This is a genomic window from Natronomonas gomsonensis (genome assembly GCF_024300825.1).
Classification (GTDB): domain Archaea; phylum Halobacteriota; class Halobacteria; order Halobacteriales; family Haloarculaceae; genus Natronomonas; species Natronomonas gomsonensis.
In genome coordinates, this window is the sequence record NZ_CP101323.1 from 1,905,017 (window position 1) to 1,923,825 (window position 18,809).

General features: G+C 65.3%; 21 protein-coding genes. 9 read left to right on the forward strand and 12 right to left on the reverse strand.

Annotated features, from left to right (window positions below; genetic code table 11):
- Positions 1-6 precede the first annotated feature (6 nt).
- Positions 7-825, reverse strand: coding sequence for a CPBP family intramembrane glutamic endopeptidase (locus NMP98_RS10275; protein ID WP_254857475.1), 819 nt, complete (start codon positions 823-825; stop codon positions 7-9).
- A gap of 1 nt (position 826) precedes the next feature.
- Entirely contained in the window at positions 827-2,941 is a 2,115-nt protein-coding gene (lonB, locus tag NMP98_RS10280) for an ATP-dependent protease LonB (RefSeq protein WP_254857476.1), read from the reverse strand.
- 170 nt (positions 2,942-3,111) lie between these two features.
- Between lonB and NMP98_RS10285 the strand changes: the two genes are divergently transcribed.
- Together NMP98_RS10285 and NMP98_RS10290 are read left to right on the forward strand one after the other, a co-directional pair.
- Positions 3,112-3,645, forward strand: a complete 534-nt coding sequence (locus tag NMP98_RS10285; protein ID WP_254857477.1) for a nicotinamide-nucleotide adenylyltransferase — start codon at positions 3,112-3,114, stop codon at positions 3,643-3,645.
- Positions 3,646-3,648: 3 nt separating this feature from the next.
- Positions 3,649-4,422 (forward strand): SAM hydrolase/SAM-dependent halogenase family protein, encoded by a 774-nt coding sequence (locus tag NMP98_RS10290; protein WP_254857478.1) that lies wholly within the window; start codon positions 3,649-3,651, stop codon positions 4,420-4,422.
- A 3-nt stretch (positions 4,423-4,425) separates the two neighbouring features.
- Here NMP98_RS10290 and NMP98_RS10295 read toward each other — a convergent pair whose 3' ends face one another.
- From NMP98_RS10295 to NMP98_RS10315, 5 genes are all read right to left on the reverse strand, one after another.
- Entirely contained in the window at positions 4,426-5,151 is a 726-nt protein-coding gene (locus NMP98_RS10295; protein WP_254857479.1) for an SDR family NAD(P)-dependent oxidoreductase, read from the reverse strand.
- A 67-nt stretch (positions 5,152-5,218) separates the two neighbouring features.
- Positions 5,219-6,571: an APC family permease gene (locus NMP98_RS10300; RefSeq protein ID WP_254857480.1), complete on the reverse strand. Its 1,353-nt coding sequence runs from the start codon at positions 6,569-6,571 to the stop codon at positions 5,219-5,221.
- A 46-nt stretch (positions 6,572-6,617) separates the two neighbouring features.
- Positions 6,618-8,198 carry a thermosome subunit alpha gene (thsA, locus tag NMP98_RS10305; RefSeq protein ID WP_254861311.1) on the reverse strand — a complete coding sequence of 527 codons (1,581 nt, stop codon included), beginning with the start codon at positions 8,196-8,198 and terminating at the stop codon, positions 6,618-6,620.
- A gap of 90 nt (positions 8,199-8,288) precedes the next feature.
- Complete coding sequence (locus tag NMP98_RS10310) at positions 8,289-9,188, reverse strand: glycosyltransferase family 2 protein (protein WP_254857481.1); 900 nt, start codon at positions 9,186-9,188, stop codon at positions 8,289-8,291.
- A 46-nt stretch (positions 9,189-9,234) separates the two neighbouring features.
- A complete protein-coding gene (locus tag NMP98_RS10315) occupies positions 9,235-9,945 on the reverse strand; it encodes a class I SAM-dependent methyltransferase (protein ID WP_254857482.1) in 711 nt (236 codons plus the stop codon).
- 397 nt (positions 9,946-10,342) lie between these two features.
- On the opposite strand from NMP98_RS10315, the gene NMP98_RS10320 reads away from it, so the two are divergent.
- The 6 genes from NMP98_RS10320 to NMP98_RS10345 all read left to right on the forward strand — a co-directional run bounded on the left by NMP98_RS10320 (position 10,343) and on the right by NMP98_RS10345 (position 13,409).
- A complete protein-coding gene (locus tag NMP98_RS10320; RefSeq protein ID WP_254857483.1) occupies positions 10,343-10,621 on the forward strand; it encodes a MarR family transcriptional regulator in 279 nt (92 codons plus the stop codon).
- A 90-nt stretch (positions 10,622-10,711) separates the two neighbouring features.
- Positions 10,712-11,482, forward strand: coding sequence for an MBL fold metallo-hydrolase (locus NMP98_RS10325; protein ID WP_254857484.1), 771 nt, complete (start codon positions 10,712-10,714; stop codon positions 11,480-11,482).
- 46 nt (positions 11,483-11,528) lie between these two features.
- Positions 11,529-12,227 (forward strand): YkgJ family cysteine cluster protein, encoded by a 699-nt coding sequence (locus tag NMP98_RS10330; protein ID WP_254857485.1) that lies wholly within the window; start codon positions 11,529-11,531, stop codon positions 12,225-12,227.
- 58 nt (positions 12,228-12,285) lie between these two features.
- The gene (locus NMP98_RS10335) at positions 12,286-12,681 is read left to right on the forward strand and encodes a TRAM domain-containing protein (protein ID WP_254857486.1); all 396 of its coding nucleotides are present in this window, start codon (positions 12,286-12,288) and stop codon (positions 12,679-12,681) included.
- A 125-nt stretch (positions 12,682-12,806) separates the two neighbouring features.
- Positions 12,807-12,986 carry a hypothetical protein gene (locus NMP98_RS10340; RefSeq protein ID WP_254857487.1) on the forward strand — a complete coding sequence of 60 codons (180 nt, stop codon included), beginning with the start codon at positions 12,807-12,809 and terminating at the stop codon, positions 12,984-12,986.
- Positions 12,987-13,166: 180 nt separating this feature from the next.
- On the forward strand, positions 13,167-13,409 hold the full coding sequence (locus NMP98_RS10345) for a DUF7123 family protein (protein ID WP_254857488.1): 243 nt from the start codon (positions 13,167-13,169) through the stop codon (positions 13,407-13,409).
- 7 nt (positions 13,410-13,416) lie between these two features.
- Here the strand turns inward: NMP98_RS10345 and NMP98_RS10350 are convergent, their stop codons facing one another.
- The 4 genes from NMP98_RS10350 to NMP98_RS10365 form a co-directional block, all read right to left on the reverse strand.
- Positions 13,417-14,010 carry a winged helix-turn-helix transcriptional regulator gene (locus NMP98_RS10350; protein ID WP_254857489.1) on the reverse strand — a complete coding sequence of 198 codons (594 nt, stop codon included), beginning with the start codon at positions 14,008-14,010 and terminating at the stop codon, positions 13,417-13,419.
- Between the two features lie 64 nt (positions 14,011-14,074).
- Positions 14,075-15,220 (reverse strand): SPFH domain-containing protein, encoded by a 1,146-nt coding sequence (locus NMP98_RS10355; RefSeq protein WP_254857490.1) that lies wholly within the window; start codon positions 15,218-15,220, stop codon positions 14,075-14,077.
- Positions 15,221-15,286: 66 nt separating this feature from the next.
- Positions 15,287-15,862, reverse strand: coding sequence for an NfeD C-terminal domain-containing protein (locus NMP98_RS10360; RefSeq protein WP_254857491.1), 576 nt, complete (start codon positions 15,860-15,862; stop codon positions 15,287-15,289).
- Between the two features lie 39 nt (positions 15,863-15,901).
- The gene (locus tag NMP98_RS10365; RefSeq protein ID WP_254857492.1) at positions 15,902-16,108 is read right to left on the reverse strand and encodes a DUF7312 domain-containing protein; all 207 of its coding nucleotides are present in this window, start codon (positions 16,106-16,108) and stop codon (positions 15,902-15,904) included.
- Positions 16,109-16,191: 83 nt separating this feature from the next.
- Here NMP98_RS10365 and NMP98_RS10370 point away from each other — a divergent pair, with 83 nt between their 5' ends.
- Positions 16,192-16,686: a hypothetical protein gene (locus tag NMP98_RS10370; RefSeq protein WP_254857493.1), complete on the forward strand. Its 495-nt coding sequence runs from the start codon at positions 16,192-16,194 to the stop codon at positions 16,684-16,686.
- Positions 16,687-16,707: 21 nt separating this feature from the next.
- Here NMP98_RS10370 and metG read toward each other — a convergent pair whose 3' ends face one another.
- Positions 16,708-18,804: a methionine--tRNA ligase gene (metG, locus tag NMP98_RS10375; RefSeq protein ID WP_254857494.1), complete on the reverse strand. Its 2,097-nt coding sequence runs from the start codon at positions 18,802-18,804 to the stop codon at positions 16,708-16,710.
- Positions 18,805-18,809 lie beyond the last annotated feature (5 nt).

Sequence of the window (18,809 nt, forward strand, 5' to 3'; positions counted from 1 at the left end):
GAAGACTCACCTGAACGGCCGCCACTCCAGTCCCTCCCCGACGACGAACTCGACCGCATTCACGAGGTAGTGGGCGACGACGACCGCGAGCAGGCTATTCGTCACGACGAACAGCGCCCCGAGCGCCGCGCCCAACAGCCCGGTGACGACGACGCCCAACGTGCCCTGTGCGCCGTGACCGACGGCGAAAGCGACAGAGGAGAAGGCGACCAGCGCCCACGGCGAGACGCCGAAGCCGACCGAGAACGCGCCGACCAGTGCCGCCCGGAAGAGCAACTCCTCGAAGCCGGCGATAATCGGGAGGACGCCTCCGAGCAAGACGGCCCATCCGGCGAGGGTCTCGGGAGACAACAGTTCGCGCAACTCCTCGCTCGGGTCGCCGTCGAAGCGGTCGGCGAGGCCGCCCGCGAGTGCGTTCGCAAGCGAGAGGCCGACGCCTGCAGCGACCCCGACTGCAAGCGCCGGCAAGCCCGTACTGAGGGGGTCGTCGGCGACGCCAAGCGCCGAGGCCGGCACCGCCGCCAGCCACGCGCCGCCGAGCAACAACAGGGCGAAAAACCCCTGTGAGACCGAGACGTTCGCCAGAAGCGCCACCGTCGACGGCTCTCGGTCGGGTTCCAGCGTCGATTCCGCGGGCGATTTCCGCGGTGTGGGCGCCGACTGCGAATCGAGGTGGTCGGCGCCATCGGGAAGTCGGTCGAGCCAGCGTCGCTCCTCGCGGGTGACGTAGGGGGCGCTGACGACCGACTGTGAGAGTCGCGCGAGAACGAGCAGCAGAAAGAGGACGGCCAGCGTGACGCCCGCAAAGGCCGCCCACCGCGTCACGTTACTGTGGGCTGGGGTTGCCGGTCGAACCGCCGACGGAGCGCTGTTCGAGCGCCGAACCGGTGATGTTCTTCAGGCGGTCGACGAGCGAGTCCTTCTCGGGTTCGCCCTCGAGGGCGACCTCCAGGACCTCCGAGATGTGCGAGACGGGGATGATTTCGATTTGCTCTTTGTACTCGTCTTCAATCATCACGTCCTGCTCGTTGGCCTTCGGGATGATGACCGTCTCGAGGCCGGCCTTCGCGGCAGCCTCGATTTTGTGGGTCACACCGCCGACCGGCAGCACGTCGCCGCGGACGGACAGCGACCCGGTCATCGCCATGTTCTGTCGAACCGGCACGTTCTCCAGCGCCGAGATGACGGCCGTAGCGACGGTAATCGAGGCGGAGTCGCCGTCGACGCCACCCTCGCCCGCCTGAACGAACTGGATGTGAACGTCCTTCTGGGAGATGTCCTCGTCGGAGAACTTCTTGATGATGGCGGAGACGTTCTGAACGGCCTCCTGTGCCATCTCCTTCAGTTGCCCCGTGGCGATGACTTCTCCCGGACCCTGACTGGGCGTCACTTCGGCCATGACGGGGAGGACGATGCCGCTGTCCTCGCCCATCACCGCGAGGCCGTTGACGCGGCCGACCACGTCGCCTTGGTTGACCGTGAGCTCGTAGTCCTTCCGGCGTTCGATGTAGTCGTCGGCCAGTTGCTGTTCGATGGACCGCGAGCGTGCCTTCGCCTGCAACACGTCGTCGCGGGTGGTGTGGTCTTTGTTCTCCGCCCGGGCGATGTCACCGGCGACGCGGACGAGCCCACCGAGATTCCGGAACTCGAGCGTCAGGTGCCCTTTCCGGCCGGCGCGGCGACGGGCTTCGAGGATGACCTCCTCGATTGCCTCGGCGGTAAACGGCGGCAGGCGACCGTCGTTTGCGACCTCCTGGGAGACGAACCGGGCGTACTTCCGGCGCATCTCCGGGGAGTCCTCGATGGTGTCGTCCATGTACACCTCGTAGCCGTACCCTTTGATACGGCTCCGCAGCGCAGGGTGCATGTTCTCCATGGCGTCGAGGTTCCCGGCGGCGACCATCACGAAGTCCGTCGGGACGGGTTCGGTCTGAACCATCGCCCCCGAGGAGCGTTCGCTCTGTCCGGTGATGGAGAACGCCCGCTCCTGAATCGCGGTCATCAGTTTCTGCTGGGAGCGGATGTCGAGGGTGTTCATCTCGTCGATGAACAGCACGCCCTTGTTGGCTTTGTGGATGGCACCCGCCTCGACGCGGTCGTGGCTGGGCGTCTCCATGCCGCCGGACTGGAAGGGGTCGTGGCGAACGTCGCCGAGCAGTGCGCCGGCGTGGGCGCCGGTGGCGTCCTCGAACGGCGCGACCTGCTGGTCGGCGTTGTTGACAAGCAGGTTCGGCACCATCGCGTCGCTGCCACGTCCCATGTAGCGGAACGCGAGGTAGATGATACCGCCGGCGATGATGCCGAGCAGGAGTTGCTCGGCGATGAGGATGGCGTAGCCGAACACCACGGCGATGATAATCCACATCAGGAAGCTCCGCATCTGGTTGCGCTTGCGGGCTTCCTCCTTGTGGGCCTCGACTATCTGTTCGCCCTTGCCCGCGGGCACCGTTCGCACTTTCGGCTCGTTGCCGTCGTCGGGGTTGTGATAGACGAGAACGTCCTGCAGTTCCTCCTTCGGGAGGAGTTGGCTCATCGCCTTCGCGAGCATCGACTTCCCGGTCCCCGGGGAGCCGATCATCATGACGTGCCGTCGCTGCTTGGCCGCCTTCAGGATGATGTCGCGGGCGTGGTCCTGTCCGATGACCTGATCGACGAGTCGGTCCGGCACTTCGATGTCGTCGCTGGATTCGACCTGCAGTCCGCCGAGGAGGTTGTCCTCCTCGCTTTCGTCGATTTCGACTTCGGCGTCGACGTGGACGTCGCTGCCGAGGTCCGAGCCATCCAGAAGCTCTTCGTCGTCGTCGAGTTGGTTGCTGGCCTCGTCTTGCGGCTGGGCCGGTCGGTCCATCGACTCCGGCTCCTCGGAGCCTTGCCGCTCCTCGTCGGTGGGCGGTCGTTCCTCGGGCTCGGAAGCCTCGTCCGTATCCTTTTCGTTGCTCATAGAACCGTTGCTGTTGTTCATATTAGGGCCCGGTCAATTCATATACTTTCTCCCCACGTCACACCCTGCCGACGGTCAAAACCGACGGAAGACGGGTAGATTGCTCGCGAAACGGAGCGTCAGGAACGCGTCTCGTCGGGTTTATAAAATCGGCTCACGACCCTCCCGGTATGACGCGGGGGTTCTATATCGGCCGGTTCCAGCCGTTCCACGAGGGCCACCACGCGATGGTCGAGCGCATCGGCGAGGAAATCGACGAACTCGTCGTCGGCATCGGCAGCGCAGACCAGTCACATACGGTCCGCAATCCGTTCACCGCCGGCGAGCGCATCATGATGATAACGAAGGCGCTCGTCGACATGGATGTCGTCACCTACGCGGTGCCCATCGAGGACCTCAACCGCAACTCCGTGTGGGTGAGCCACGTCCAGTCGATGAGTCCGCGCTTCGACGTGGCTTACTCGAACAACCCACTCGTTTGTCGACTGTTCGAAGAGGCGGGCATCGAAGTCCGACAGTCACCGATGTACCGCCGCGAGGAGTTCGAGGGAACCGAAGTTCGGGAGCGCATCGCCACGGGCGGCGACTGGGAGTCGCTCGTCCCCGACGCCGTCGTCGAGGTACTCGAAGAAATCGACGGCGTCGACCGCATCCAGCAGATTACCGCAAGCGACGCCAACGGCGAGGGAAATCCCTCCGAATAGTCGATGATAACGCTCGCCTCCGACTTCGGGACGCCGTATCCGGCAGCGATGAAAGGGGTCATCCTCTCGGAGTGTGACACCCGCCTGGTCGATGTCGGCCACGACTTCCCCCGACAGGACGTTCGCGCGAGCGCCTTCTGGCTCTCGGAGGTCCTCCCGGAGTTCCCGCCTGCGGTCCACCTCGTCGTCGTCGACCCCGGTGTCGGCACCGACCGCAACGCGCTCGTCGTCCGCGCAGGCGACCACGCGCTGGTCGGCCCCGACAACGGCGTCCTGTTGCCCGCCGCCCGCCGACTCGCAAGCGGCGGCGACGGCGACTACGACACCGACATCGACGCCTACGAACTCGAAATCGAGAACCCGCGCAGTTCGACGTTCCACGGTCGGGACGTCTTCGCCCCCGGCGCCGCGGCGGTCCACGAGGCCGGCATCGACAGACTGCCGGAACTCGACGGCGTCTCGCCGGCCGACGACGTGGTCGACCTCACGTTCCCGGACCCCGATGTCGGTGACGACGGCGCGAGCGGTGAGGTACTCGTCGTCGACGACTTTGGCAACGTCGTCACGAACGTCCCTGGCGAAGTCCTCGACGGCCGCAAGCGAGTGACGGTCGACGACATCGAGGTTCCGGTCGTCCGGTCGTATGCCCACGCCGGAATCGGCGAGGCCGTCGCCACCGTCGGGAGTCACGACAACGTCGAGTTCGCCGTCAATCAGGGCCGCGGCGACGAGACCTTCGGGTTGTCGGCCGGCGACAGCGTCCGAATCGAGTGGTGAGCGTCATCCCGACAGTTCGCTCTCCCAGTCGCCGGCCGGCATCGACTCGCCGGTGACGCCGCCCGGTGACTGCTCCAACAGCAGGACGGCAGCCTCGTCCATCACGTCGGGGTCGAGAATCGACGCTCGCTCCTCGTCCGGCAGGTGGTCCCAGAAGTCGGTTTCGACGCGGCCACCGGGGTCCAGACAGTTGACGTTGATGTCGGGTTCGACCTCCTCGGCCAGCGTCTTCGAGAACCCTTCGAGTGCCCACTTCGAAGCGACGTAGGGGCCCCACCCGGCGGACCCCCGCCGACCCAAGCCGGAGGAGATGTTGACGACGTTGCCCGTCTCCATCGCCGGAATCGCGTGTTTCGAACAGAGGAACGGCCCGGTGACGTTCACGTCCAAGACGTGTCGCCAGTCCTCGACGGCTATCTCTGTCACCTCCCGCAACTCGTCGTAGAGGCTCAACATCCCGACGGCGGCGTTGTTGACGATGCCGGTGAGTTCGCCATACTCCGCGACGGTCGTCTCGACGAGCGCTTCGATCGACGGTTCGTCGGTCACGTCGGCCGGCACGGCGAGCGTTTCGCCGTCGGCGCTCTCGGCGACCGACCGGAGTTCGTCTTCGCTTCGCGCCGTCAGTACGGTGTTGGCTCCTTCGCGTGCGAATCGCTTCGCCATCGACGCGCCGAGCCCGCGGCTCGCGCCGGTGACGATGACCGTCTCTCCGTCGAGTCGTCCCATACCGATGCGTCGTCGTGTGGCTACAAAAGTCGTCGCGTCGGCCGGGAACGGACTCGGGCAGTCGGTTTCAGTCGTCGGTGAACGCGGCTTCGAGGTCCGCCTCGAACGCTTCGATTTCCGCCTGAAGCGACTCGCGTTCGAAGTACAGGAGTTCGGCGACCAGCGCACAGACTGCGAGTGCGACGACGGCGAGGAACGTCTCCGGTTCGTTCCGGTAGAGATGGCTGAACATCAGCGGGAAGAACGCGGCCGTTCCGACGACGCCGCCCAACGCGACGCTCCCGACGACCGGGTCGCTGTCGCGGTGCCGAAATGCAATCGAACTCATCACACCGAAGACGACGATGAACGACAGCGACGCGAAGGAGGTAATCGCATCGAGACTCCCGAACCCGGTCAACACCGCTGTCACGCCGCCGAGGACGAGGAGGCTCCGGGCCGACACCCCCTCGACGCTGTCGTCGGCGACACGGTCGGGGAGCAGATTCGACGACACCATCCCGCTCGCGAAGTGCGCCGAGGAAAACAGGGTGGCGTTGATGGCCGACCCCGTCGAGAACAGCGCGGCGACGGCGACGGCGGTAACGCCGACGCTGGCGTAGCCGACGGCGCCCAACATCGGTTCGGCGGCGCTCGCCAATGCGGTGTGTGGGTGGCTTTGCAACGCCTCACTCGCGAGGTTCGTCGTAGTCACGGCAACGAGGACGTAGACGCCGACGGCGGCGGGAATGGCGACATAGACGGCTCTCCGTATCGTCTCGGCGGGGTCCTCGATTGACGGCTGGTCGTAGAACAGCAACTGCCACCCCTGGAAGGCGACGAAAGAGATGGCCGCAGCGACGACGGGTCCGGTGGTCAACAGGCTCCCATCGCCGAACGATATCGGCCGTGGTTCGATGGCCGTCGCGTAGACGACGCCGCCCACCCCGAGCGCCAGCAGGATGCCGACTTTCCCACCGACGAGCAGGTTCTCGATGGTGCCGGTCGCCCGACTGCCGAGGAGGTTGAGGCCGACGAAGGTCCCGACGACGGTTACCGACAGGAGGGGACGGAGGGGGACGCCGAAGGCTGCCTCCGGGAGGCCGAGACGGAGCGCAAACTGCCCGAAGGCGAAGGCGTACATCGCCATCGAACCGACGTATCCGAACAGTAGCGTCCAGCCGAGCATGCCGGCAGCGGTCGTGTTGCCGGTGAAATGTTGGACGAACGAGACCGACCCACCGCGTTCGTCGGACAGTCGGTTCAGGGCCGTATAGGAGTGGCCGGCACACAGTGCGACGACGCCAGCGAGGACGAACGCCAGCCACGTCGCCGGGCCGGTGATGCCTGCAACGACGCCGAGGACGGCGAAGATGCCACCGCCTATCATGCCGCCCAATGCGATGGAGACACACTCGACGAGACCGAGGCGGTGGCTCATCGCGCAGAGGTTCTCGTCTCGAAAATAAAAGTGGACCGGGGCCGTCTTATTTCGCGGAGATGACGTCGTCGATGCGCGCAATCATCGTCGCCGCCTCGGTGGCGGACTCGACGGCTTCACGCTTGACGGCGGCGGGGTCGAGGATGCCGTACTCGACGGGGTCGCCGACATCGCCGGACTGGCCTTCGGTGATGAGGCCGGCCCGTCCCTCGGCGTCGTGGGTCGAACGGAGTTCCACGAGCGCGTCGATGGGGTCCATGCCGGTGTTCTCGGCGAGGGTGCGCGGCAGCACGTCGACGGCGTCGGCGAACGCCTCGATGGCGAGCTGTTTGCGCCCCTCGATGCTGGCGGCGCTCGAACGGATGTGGTCGGCAATGGCGATTTCGGTCGCGCCGGCGCCGGGGACGACGCCGCCGGAGTCCAGCGCCGCGGTGACCACGTCGAGAGCGTCACGGAGCGCACGCTCGAGTTCGTCGGCGACGTGTTCGGTGCCACCACGGGCGAAGACGGTGACCGTTTCGGCGGCGGCCCCGCCCTCGATGAAGGCGAGTTCGTCGGAACCGAACGTCTCGACGCGAACGGTGTCTGCGCGGCCGAGGTCCGACTCCTCGATGTCGTTCAGCGTGCCGACGGTCTTGGCGCCGGTCGCGCGAGCGATGGAGCGGGCTTCGTCGTCGTCGACGCCGTCGAAGGCGAGGACGCCCTCGTTGGCGAGATAGGAGGCGACGAGGTCGTCGACGTCGCCGGTGACGAACGCCACGTCGATGCCGGCGTCGGCGACGGTCTCGGCGTAGCCACGGAGTTCGCCCTCCTCGGCCTCGATGGCCGCATTGAGTTGGTCGACGCTGGAGATGTCGTACTCGGCGTCGATTTCGGCCTCTCGGACTTCGAGGTCCAAATCGAGGACGCCGATGGTCGCGTCCTCGACGGTTCGGGGCATGTCCTCGTTGAGGGGCTCTTCTTCGCTGATGACGCCCTGGACGAGTTCGGTCGCGGAGGCACCCGCGCCGGTCTGGGTGCGGATGGTGATGGCGTCGCGGTCGACGCCGGCATCGGTACTAACCTGCTGGACCGCGGCGACGACGGTTTCGGCCAGTGCCGCGGCGTCGATGTCACCGGTTCCCTTGCCGGTCATCGACGACTCGGCGACGGCACGGAGGAGTTCCTCGTCGAGTTCGTCCTCCAGCGTCTGTTCTTCGATGGCTTCGAGCGCCAACTGCGAGGCTTGCTGATACCCCTCGACGATGGTCGTCGGGTGGACGTCGTCTTCGAGGAGGTCCTCGGCTTGGGCGAGCAGTTGGCCGGCCAGCACGGAGGCGGTGGTCGTTCCGTCGCCGACCTCCTCCTCTTGGGTCTGGGCGACCTCGACAATCATCTGGGCCGCCGGGTGTTCGATGTCCATCTCCTGAAGAATGGTCGCGCCGTCGTTGGTGATGACGACGTCGCCGGAGTCGGAGACGAGCATCTTGTCCATCCCGCGGGGGCCGAGCGTGGTCCGTACAGACTCGCTTACGGCCTTGCCAGCTGTGATGTTCGACGATTGAGCGTCCTTGCCGCGGGTCCGCTCCGTGTCCTCGTTGAGAATGAAAAGCGGCTGTCCGCGCCGCTGGCGCATCTGCTGTGACATAGTCATCACGTATGTCGTCAGCGGTTCTATATAAATGTTCCGCAACGCCCCGCAGACGGGACCGCCGGACGGCCGCTCAGTCCGGTGGTTTTATCTGCGGTCGTACACCGCCACGGCACGGTCGGCGCGGGTCGACCAACCGTTGGGGTTCCGTCGTGGACTGCGGTCGGCATAGCGGGCGAACAGTCCGTGTTTGTAGCCGGCGACGCTCCCGACGACGACGTCTCGGCCATTGGCGAACCAACTGGTCGGTTTCGCATCGCCGCGGGCGACGTCCCGCAACGTCGAAGCTGCGTCGGTGAACGCGTGTCGAACCGTCCGGAGTGACACCGTCGGATGGACGCCGTAGTTCTTCGCCATCCGATAGGCCAGCGAGCGATACCGGGTGCGCCAGTTCCGTTCGGTCATTCCGCCGTCGGTGGCAGCCTCGCGGGCGACGCACATGTCGGCGTCCCACGCTACCTCGTAGTCGAGGCCGGCCAGCCGGTGGGCCGCATCGCGGGCGCCGCCGGTTTCGAGGTACTCGTCGAAGCCGTCCAACTCTTCTAACACCTCCCGAGCGAAGGCGGCGTTGCCGCCGTTGAAGTACGTAACCTTCCGTCCGCGGATGGTGCGTGACTCGCTCGTGTCGGTGGCGACGCCGGCGCGGAGCTGTTCGTGGGTCGGGCCGGTGACCGCGTCGGCGCTTTCGAGTGCGACGGTGGCCGCATCGAGCCATCCCTCCTCGACGGCCAGAGTGGGGTTGACGAACGCGACGGCACCGCCACGGGCGCGGTCGAGGCCGGCGTTCCGGGCGACGTTGACGTTTCGGTCGTCGATTTCGACGAGCACCGACACGTCCTCGCGCTCCCTGACCATCCCGCTGGTTCCGTCCGTGGAGGGGCCGTTGACGACGACGACCTCGGCGGGGTCCTCGGCTGTGAGCGCGTCGAGACAGCCGCCGAGCTCGTCGCGGTCGTTCAGCGTCGGTACCACCACCGAGAGGTCCATACTCCGCCGTAGCGCGCCCGATGCCTAAAAGTTCCGCGGGTTCGCCTCACTCGTCGGTGCGGGCGTCCCAGTAGGAAACCGACGCAAGACGGTCGCCGACCGGCGTCCGTCCCACTGCGGTGTCGAGCGCCCGGAACGGACGGGCGACCCACCCGGGAACCGCCCGATAGAAACCGTACGGGACGACGAAATCGTGGGCAGCGTCGGCCAACTCGAGGTCGGCACCGACGAGCAACTCCCGTACCTCCCGCTCGGAGTAGAGTCGCGACCCCATCGGCAGCGCCCAGTTGTAAATCGAGCGCGTGGAGTAGCGGTTGAACGTATCGAAGAACACCTGATTCTTCGAGACGCGGCGGAGTTCGGCCATGAACGCCTCCGGGTCAGGCGCGAGGTGGAAAAACCGCATCGCGAAGACGGAATCGAAGTAGTCGTCGGGGAACGGCAGTCGACTCGCGTCGGCCTGCATGAAATCGAGGCTGTCGGTGACGCCGGCTGCGCGGGCCTTCGCCCGACCCTGTTCGAGCATCGCTTCGGAGATGTCGACGCCGACGATGTCGGCGCCACGGTCGGCGAGCATGACGGTGAACCGCCCCGTCCCGCAGGCGACTTCGAGGACGCGTTTGCCGTCCAGCGGCGCCAACGCGTCCAACACTGCTTCCTTCTCACGCCGGTCGATGAAGCGGCCTCCCTGCGAGAAGCGTTTGTCGTCGTACGCCTCCGCGATGTCGTCGGCCTGATACCACTCCTGTCCCTTCACGCTACTCGAACCGACCCACCCGGAGCATAAAAGAATGCTGGATACAACGGCCACGGAGGCACCCTGCTTCCGACTGCGCGCGACCCACGTCGCGTTCGGCGGCCGCGCTGACGAGTGCCGTTGTGACCGATGGGTGGGAGATCCGGCCCTCCGAACTATAGTTGGATATTTGGTACTTTTGGGGCCGAACCTCTCTGTTCGACGAAACACCACGGCGGAGTTGTTCCAAAGAATGTGAATGAACGTCCATCCGGCGGCAATTTTTGGGGCGTATTTCAGGACGGTACTACATGACGGAATACAGAGTATAAGGGGCCATAATACACACTTGAGTGTACCTATTGTTTTGTTACCCATATAGCGAAGGTTTACCAGTGGGTTCCACTCACGGACCTGTATGAGCACGACCACGGAGGAACGCTCACGCCAGACCGACTCGCCGCTGTCAGACCCAGAGTTCCGCGAGCGGCTCCGGGAACTCCCCCCGAGCGCCAAACTCGTCGCGAAGGTCCTGGAGGACGCCTCGCCGCTCTCGCAGGGACAACTCGCCGAGGAGTCGCTGCTCCCCGACCGCACCGTCCGCTATGCGCTCAACCGACTCGAAGAGGAGGACCTCGTCGACTCCCGGTACTCCTTCCACGACGCGCGCAAGCAAGTGTACTTCCTCATCGACTAACCCGCTCTTTCCTTTCTCGGAGGGGTTTTCGCGTCGTCAGCGCCCGCAGCGAAGCCCACAACTAAGCCACCGCCGCCCCACGGGAACGGTATGCACGTAGAGCGCGTGCCCGTCGACGTTCCCACTCGGGCACCGACCGGACGGACCGCCTGTTACGTCGTCGGCGACAACGCGGCCTTGCTCGTCGACCCACCGGTGCTCGACGAGCGCATCGAACGCCACCTTGCCGACGTCGAACACGTCGCCGTCACCCACCATCACCCGGACCACGTCGGCGCAGTCGCCGACTACGCCGAGGCCGCCGACGCGGCCGTCTGGTGTCGGTACGGCCGCGAGAGTCAGTTCCAAGACGCGACCGGCGCGATTCCCGACCACACCTTCCGCGAGGGCACGACGATACCGACCGATGACGGCGACGTGACCGTCCGGGAGACGCCCGGTCACGCCCCCGAACACGTCGCCTTCGGGGCCGGCGACGACCTCCTCTCCGGAGACCTCGCCGTCGCCGCCGGGAGCGTCGTCGTCGGCGACCCCGAGGGTGACGTACGCGCCTATCTCACCAGTCTCCGCCGCGTGTGGGCGATGGACCCCGCCCGGCTATACCCCAGCCACGGGCCCGTCATCGAGGACGTTCGCGGGACCTGCGAGCGACTCATCACCCACCGCCTCGACCGCGAACGGCGCGTCCTCGACGCCGTCGAGGCGGACAACCGAACCGTCGCCGACATCCTCGATTTCGCCTACGAGAAGGACCTCACCGGCGTCGAGGACCTCGCCGGCGCGACGGTGCGTGCCCACCTCTGGAAACTCCACCACGAGGGACGTGTTGAATGGGACGGCGCTCGGGCCGTCCCGGCCTGAACCGGTCGAACACGCCCCTTATCAGCGTCGACCCGAAAGGCGGGGCATGGAGAGCCTCGAAACCGAACTCGACCGGGCGCGTGACCTCTCGGTGGCCGAGTTGGCCGACGCCATCGAGTCCATCGGCTTCGAGTGTACCCGCTGTGGCGCCTGCTGTAAGGCGAACGAACCCGCGGACGGCGACGGCGAGACGGAGCCTCACACTGCGACGCTGTTCCCCGAGGAGGCCCGTGAACTGCAGGACGCCCCCGCCGAGGAATTCGAGGAGGCCTACGACTGGCGAGACGTTGCTCGCCCGATGCCCTACGGCCTCTCGGAGGGTGACGACGGCCCCGAAGGCGAGACCTTCGAGTGGGCCATCCAGACCGACGCCTGTGGCGACTGCACCTTCTACGAGGAAGCCGAGGACGGCACCGGCGCCTGTACCGTCCACGACAGCAGGCCGCTCGTGTGTCGTACGTACCCGTTCAGCGTCGCGTTGGGCGGGACGAGCGAACCGATGGGCGAGGCCGTCGACCGTGAGGGCCTCGTCCGCGCCCACGAGTGTGAGGGACTCGGTCGGGACATCTCCCGAAACGAGGCCGAAGACCTCGCTGCGGCGCTGAAGGAACGCGCCGTCAGGGAACTCGAGGAGGCCATCTCGCTTCGGGACCGTTATGAACCCCGTTCCGACGTAAACGGCGTCGTCGTTCACGACTCGGAGGGCGCCAAGCGCCCCGACGGCACATCTCTTGAGGAGCGGTAACTCCCTCGACAGTCGGTACCTTCTATACGCGTCACACACATGTCGTGACCGAAGGTCTATGGAAATCTCCGATAAACTCCTGTGTCTGTTCAGTGCCGAGGTCGAGGAGACCGAGGACCGGTTCGTCGTCGAGGTTCCTCGCCGCGAAATCGAAACCGGTGCCGTCGGTCCCGGCGACACCTACCGGGTCGCATTGATTGCCGGCGAGGGCGGCAGTACGGCCGACGCCGAGGATGCCCCCGAGGAAACGCCGAGCGACGAACCCCAACCGCCCGTCGAACCGGGCGAAATCCGCTACGTCGAAATCGAGGACCTCGGCAAGCAGGGCGACGGCATCGCCCGCGTCGAGCGCGGCTACGTCATCATCGTCCCCGGTGGCGAGGTCGGCGAGCGCGTCAAAATCGAGGTCTCGGAAGTGAAATCCAACTTCGCGGTCGGCGAGATTCTGGACTGAAACCTTCTCGAACCGATCTCTCACCCCACTTCGAACGTTCCCGAGAGGGAGTCCTCGGCGCTGGCCGCGTCGAGTACGGGGCCCGAACCTGAAAACACATCCCTCCCCCGGCGTCAAGCTATCGTATGACAGGCGACCGGAACGAATGGACCACCACCTTGGTATCGGGTATGGCCCTCCTCACCGTCGGAATCGTTGCTCTGGACGGAGCCCCGTGGTTCGTTCGGTATCCCGTACTGGTAGCCGCACTCCTGCTGTCGGTGGCGTCGGCCGTCCAGGCGGCGTTGGCGTCGTCTTCGCTGTGAGATAGCCCGCCGTGAACGGCGGGTGGTCGTCGCTCCGACGCTCACGGCGTTTCCCCCTCGTACCAACCCACACACATTGGCCGTGCTCCACCGTCGTATATGAACTCAAAACCACATGACTGCGGCGTGTTCACCGACCGTACCAAACCGCCTTTTGTGGTGTCCGTACAGTATCCATGTATGAGCGCGACCGCAGCGGCACCGACCTCCGACCTCACCGACAAGCAACGGCAAATCCTCGCGTACCTCCGGGAGAAGGGACAGATGAAGACGTACTTCAAATCGCGACTCATCGGTGAAGCGCTCGGGCTGTCGGCCAAAGAGGTCGGCTCGAACATGACCGCTATCTGTGAGGGCAACTTCGATGTCGACGTCGAGAAGTGGGGGTACTCCTCGGGGACGACGTGGAAGGTGACGGTTTAATCGAGATTCAGGGCGTGTACCGGACGAAGTCGTCGGCCTCGTCGGCGAAGGCGACGGCGTCAGCTCCAAACGAGTCGGCGTACCGAACGACGAGCGTCAACAGCGTCTCCGGGCGCTCGATTTCGTAGCCGTCATCGCGGGTCAGGAGCCCCGCGGACTCCAGTTCTGCGGCGTACTTCGACACCGTCGACCGCGAGACGCCGACGGAGTCGGCGATGTCGCTTCCGCTGGCGTCGGGTTCGCGGAGCAACGCGATGAGCATTCGGCGCGGCGTCTCCCGGCGGAGATAGCCGAGCGCTCGCTGTTCGAACTCCGAGAACCGGTCGGCGGGGAAGTACCGCTTGTAGTCGCCGTCCTTGCGATGTTCGACGGTTCCGTCGCCGTCGAGTCGCCGGAGGTGGTGTTGTGTTTCGCCGGTTCCGAGCTGGAGGTCGTCACGGAGCTTCGAGAAGTGCGCCCCCGGCGTGGCGGCGAGGTAGCCGACGATGGCGTCGCGAACGTCACTCGTGTCGTCGGAGAGACGGACCAGCGGTGTCGTCGCTCCCAGCGCCGCGAAGCGCTTCAGCGTCGCCCGCTTGCTCTCGTCGACCTCCTCGGTCATTACGCCACCTTTGGCCATTGGACGCTAAAACAGCTTCGCCCCCGATTTCCGGATTTTAAAGGGGTCAGTTCTTCTCGGACTCTAGCTCCTCGTCGGCATCGGCCGGCACCTCTTCGTCCATCTCCGCGATGACCTCGTCGGGGTCTTTGATGTCGGCGGTGTCGGCCCCCTCCTTGATGGCTTGGGCCTCCTGTTCCATCTTCTCGACGTCCATTTCGGTCTCCTGTTCGATTTGCCCGAGAATCTCCTCGATGTCGTCGAGGCCGAGCAACTCGCGGGTCTCCGAATCGAATTCGAGTCCCTCCAACAGCTCGGATTGGCTCTCTACGTCGCTGCCGGTGAGGTGTTTGCCGTATCGGGACAGCAGCGAGGTGAGTTCCTGCGGGAGGACGAACGTCGTCGAGTCGCTGGTGCCGATTTCCTCCAGCGTCTCCATCCCGCGTTCGATGATGGCGCGTTCGCCCATCGAATCGGCGGATTTCGCGCGCAGCACCGTCGAGATGGCGTCACCCTGGGCTTCCAGAATCTGGCTCTGTTTTTCACCCTGGGCGCGGATGATGTTCGAGGACTTGTCACCCTCGGCCTTCTCGATGGCGGAGCGCCGTTCACCCTGAGCTTCCAGAATCATCGCCCGCCGCTTCCGCTCGGCGGAGGTCTGCTGTTCCATCGCCTGCTGGACGTCCTTCGAGGGGTTGACCTCCCGGACCTCGACGCTCTCGACGCGGATACCCCACTCGTCGGTGGGTTCGTCCAGTTCCTTTCGAATCTTGGCGTTGATTTCCTGTCGCTTGTTCAGCGTGTCGTCTAACTCCATGTCGCCCAACACCGCCCGGAGCGTCGTCTGGGCGAGGTTCGAGACGGCCTTCTTGTAGTTGTCGACCTCCAGAAACGCCTTCTTTGCGTCCATCACCTTGATGTAGACGACGGCGTCGGCGGTCACCGGCGAGTTGTCACGCGTGATGGCCTCCTGTCGCGGCACGTCGAGCGTCTGGGTCCGCATGTCGAAGGTGTACGTCCGCGAGACGAACGGCGGGACGAAGTTGATGCCCGGTTCGAGCAGTTTGCGGTACTCGCCGAACACCGTCAGGGCGCGCTTCTCGTAGGCGTTGACGATTTCGACGGCCTGATACACCGCCGCCACCGCCACTGCAAGCAGCAGTAGCGCGACGACCGGCAACACCACGCCGCCCAACTGGAGGGGAACGAACATAGCCCATGTTCGGACGAACGGTGCATAAGGGTTCGCCCGGAAGCGGCCTCACGGACGCTCCTGTCCCTACACCGCTTCGCTCTCGCCGTCGCGTTCGTCGTCGCTCTCGCGCTCCCGGTTCCGGCGCGCCTCCCGGGCGAGTTCGCGGTCGATGTCGTCGTCCAACCCCGACATCGATTCGACGGTAAGGACGTTGCCACCGCCAGGGTCGACGACCATCACCTCCTCGCCCTCCTCGATGTCGCCGTCGAGCGCGCGGGCCTGGTAGTAGGGGTTGAACCCGCCGCTGTCGAGTTTTACCTCACCGCCGCTTTTCGTGACGCGTTCGGTCACTCGACCCGTCTTCCCCTGCAGCGACGCCGAGTCGCTGGTCCGACCGGTTCCCTTGCCGCCGTAGAAATCGAAGGTCCGATAGACGTAGAGTGCGGCCCCACCGGCGGCCAAGACGACGGCAGCGAGCACGAGCGGCAGCGCCGCACTCGGCAGGAGTCCGCTGACGAGGAGGCCGACGAGGCCCGCAGCGAGCAGCGCGATACCGATGACGATGAAGTGTGCGCCGGGGGCGAACGCCTCCATCACCATCAGTCCCGCGCCGGCGAGGATGAGCAGGAACGGCACCGAGTACCCGAACAGTTCCGCCATACCCCGCGGTAGGGGTTCCCGGTGGTTAACGCTTCGCCCCTACACGAACAGCCGCGAAATGATGAACAGCGCGAAGGCGATGCCGAGCAAAAAGAAGAGTGTCCCCTCCAGCGTCGGGTCACCGGCCTCGATGGGTTCCGACTCTCTGACGCTTCCGTCGGTCACCTCGGCCTCCCGCTGTTCGATGTCGGACAGCGAGAACTCCCACGACTCGTCGTCGGCGTCGTCGGCGTTCCGGTCGTTCATATCGGTCGTAGCGGACCCGCTAATAAATGGCTGTCGAGACCCACGAAACGCCTATATCGGAACGGCGCCTCCGTGTGGTAGTCATGAAACGTATCACTCGAATTGAAATATTGGTGCTCGCGGGTCTGCTCGTCGCCTCGCTGTTCGCTGGCATCGCGGTGGCGGACAGCCACGGCGAGGCCGACATGGACCGACTCGTCACCCAGTACAACGCCAACGTCGACGAGGCGCCCGGTCTCGTCACGAACCGACTGGCGGGCGAACGGGTCGAACTCCGTGTCGGGAGCGGCAACGACGTGGCCTCCGCGAACTCCGGGTCGGTGTACCACTTCGAACTCGCCGACGACGGCCGAATCGCCGACCACGGAGCGGGTCCCGCCGACGACCCCACCGTCCGGGTGTTGACGAGCGAAAACACGCTCGAGGAGATACTCACGAGCGACCAACCGGGCACGGAGTTCCGTGCGGCCTACAACGACGGCACCGTCGACATCGAAGGCGTCGGCATCACGAACACGGTGAAAGTCGAGGCCACGAAGTTCGCGGTCAGCGCCGGTAGCGCGCTCGGCCTGTTCTGAGCGTCCCCGTTCGGTTCTCCGCTACTGTACCTTCGTCCCGGGTTCGGCGTCTTCCAGCGTCGTCAGCAGGTCGGCCTCCTCGCCCGCGGCGAGCAACATCCCGTTGGACTCGACGCCGAACAGTTCGGCCTTCTCCAGGTTCGCGAGAACGACGATTTTCGTCCCCGGAAGTTCGTCGAGGTCGTGGAGTTGCTTGATGCCGGCGACTATCTGTCGGGTCTCGACGCCAATGTCGACCTCCAGTTTCACGAGGTCGTCGGCGCCCTCGATGGGTTCGACATCGAGGATTTCGGCGACGCGGATGTCGAGGTCTTTGAACCCCTCGAAGCTAATGCGCTCTTCGTTGACTGGTTCCAGTTCCATACCGGTGGTGTCGTCGTCCTCGGACTCGTCGCTTTCGGTCTCTGATTCGTCTTCGGCGGCCTCGATGCTCTCCCGTAACTGCTCGTTGAGTTCCTCGACGCGGTCGTCTTCGAGTCCCTCAAACAGTTCCTCGGGTTCGCCGAACTCGGCAGGCGGCGCCGCGAGTGCCTCGCCCAACTCGGCGTCGTGGACGCTGCCCGACTCGCCGAGTTGACCCCACAGCGCCTCGGCCTTCCCCGGCAACACCGGCTCCATGAGGACGGCGATGGCCTTCGACAACTGGACGCAATCGCGGATGACCTGCGCCGCCTGCTCGGGGTCGTCGTCGGTGAGTTTCCACGGTTCGTGCTGTTGGATGTACTCGTTGCCGAACTTCGCCAACTCGACGGGGACGCGGCCGAGTCCACGGACGCGGTAGTCGTTGATGGCCGCCCGGAAGTCGGCCATTGCCTCCTCGATGCGGTCTTCGACCTCCCCGCTGACCTCGGTGTCGGGGGTGCCGTCGTAGTTCCGCTCGGCGAACAACAGCGACCGGTAGGCGAAGTTCCCGAGGGTCCCGACGAGTTCGCTGTTGACGCGTTCTGCGAGGCCGTCCCACGAGAAGTCCACGTCGGCGACGAACTCGCTGCCCGTGATGATGTGGTACCGGTACAAATCGGGGTGCAGTCCCGCCTCGATGTAGTCGTCGGCCCACACCGCGCGGTTCCGGGAGGTCGAAAAGCCCTTGCCGTCGAGGTTGACGAACCCACAGGCCATCACGGCCCGCGGTTCGTTGTAGCCCGCGCCACGCAGCATCGCCGGCCAGAAGACGGTGTGGTGTTGGATGATGTCGTGGCCGATGATGTGGACGATTTCGCCACCGTCGGGAACGTCGTCGGTGCCGTGGTTCTTCCAGACGGCCTCCCAGTCGTACTCGTCGGCGCCGACCCGCTCTGTGTACTGCTTCGTCGAGGAGACGTATTCGATGGGCGCGTCGACCCAGACGTACAACACCAACTCTTCCTCGCCGTCCTCGCCGGGATAATCTATCCCCCACTCCATGTCCCGTGTGATACAGAGGTCCTGCAGTTCGCCCTCTATCCACTCCCGCGGCTGATTTTGGGCGTTTTCGGTGCCCTCCAGTCGGTCGAGGAAGCCCTTGAGGTACTCCTGGAAATCGGAGAGTCGGAGGAACTTGTGGGGCCGTGTGCGGTACTCGGCGGGGTTGCCCGTAATCGTCGAGACGGGGTCTTCGATTTCGCCGGGTTCGAGGTGGCGTTGACAGCCCTCGTCGCACTCGTCGCCGCGGGCGTGTTCGCCACAGTATGGGCAGGTTCCCTCGACGAAGCGGTCCGGGAGCGGTTGGTCGGCCTCGCTGTCCCAGGCCACCTCGATTTCCTTCTCGACGACGTGGTCGTCGTCTATCCACGACCGAACGAACTCCCGTGTCGTCTCCGTGTTCGTCTCGTCGTGAGTGTGGCCGTAGTTGTCGAACTCGACGTTGAACTTCGGGAACGTCGCCTCGTACTGCTCGTGGTACTCCAAGGCGAACTCTTCGGGTGAGACGCCCTCCTTTGCGGCGTTGACGGCGATGGGCGTGCCGTGCATGTCCGACCCGCAGACGAACGCCACGTCCTGTCCGACCGACTCCAGCGCCCGCGAGAGCGCGTCGCCGCTGACGTACGTCCGCAGGTGGCCGACGTGGAGGTCGCCGTTGGCGTACGGCAACCCGCAGGTGACCACCGCGGGGGTCTCGGTGGGGAACTCCTCGTGCATACAGG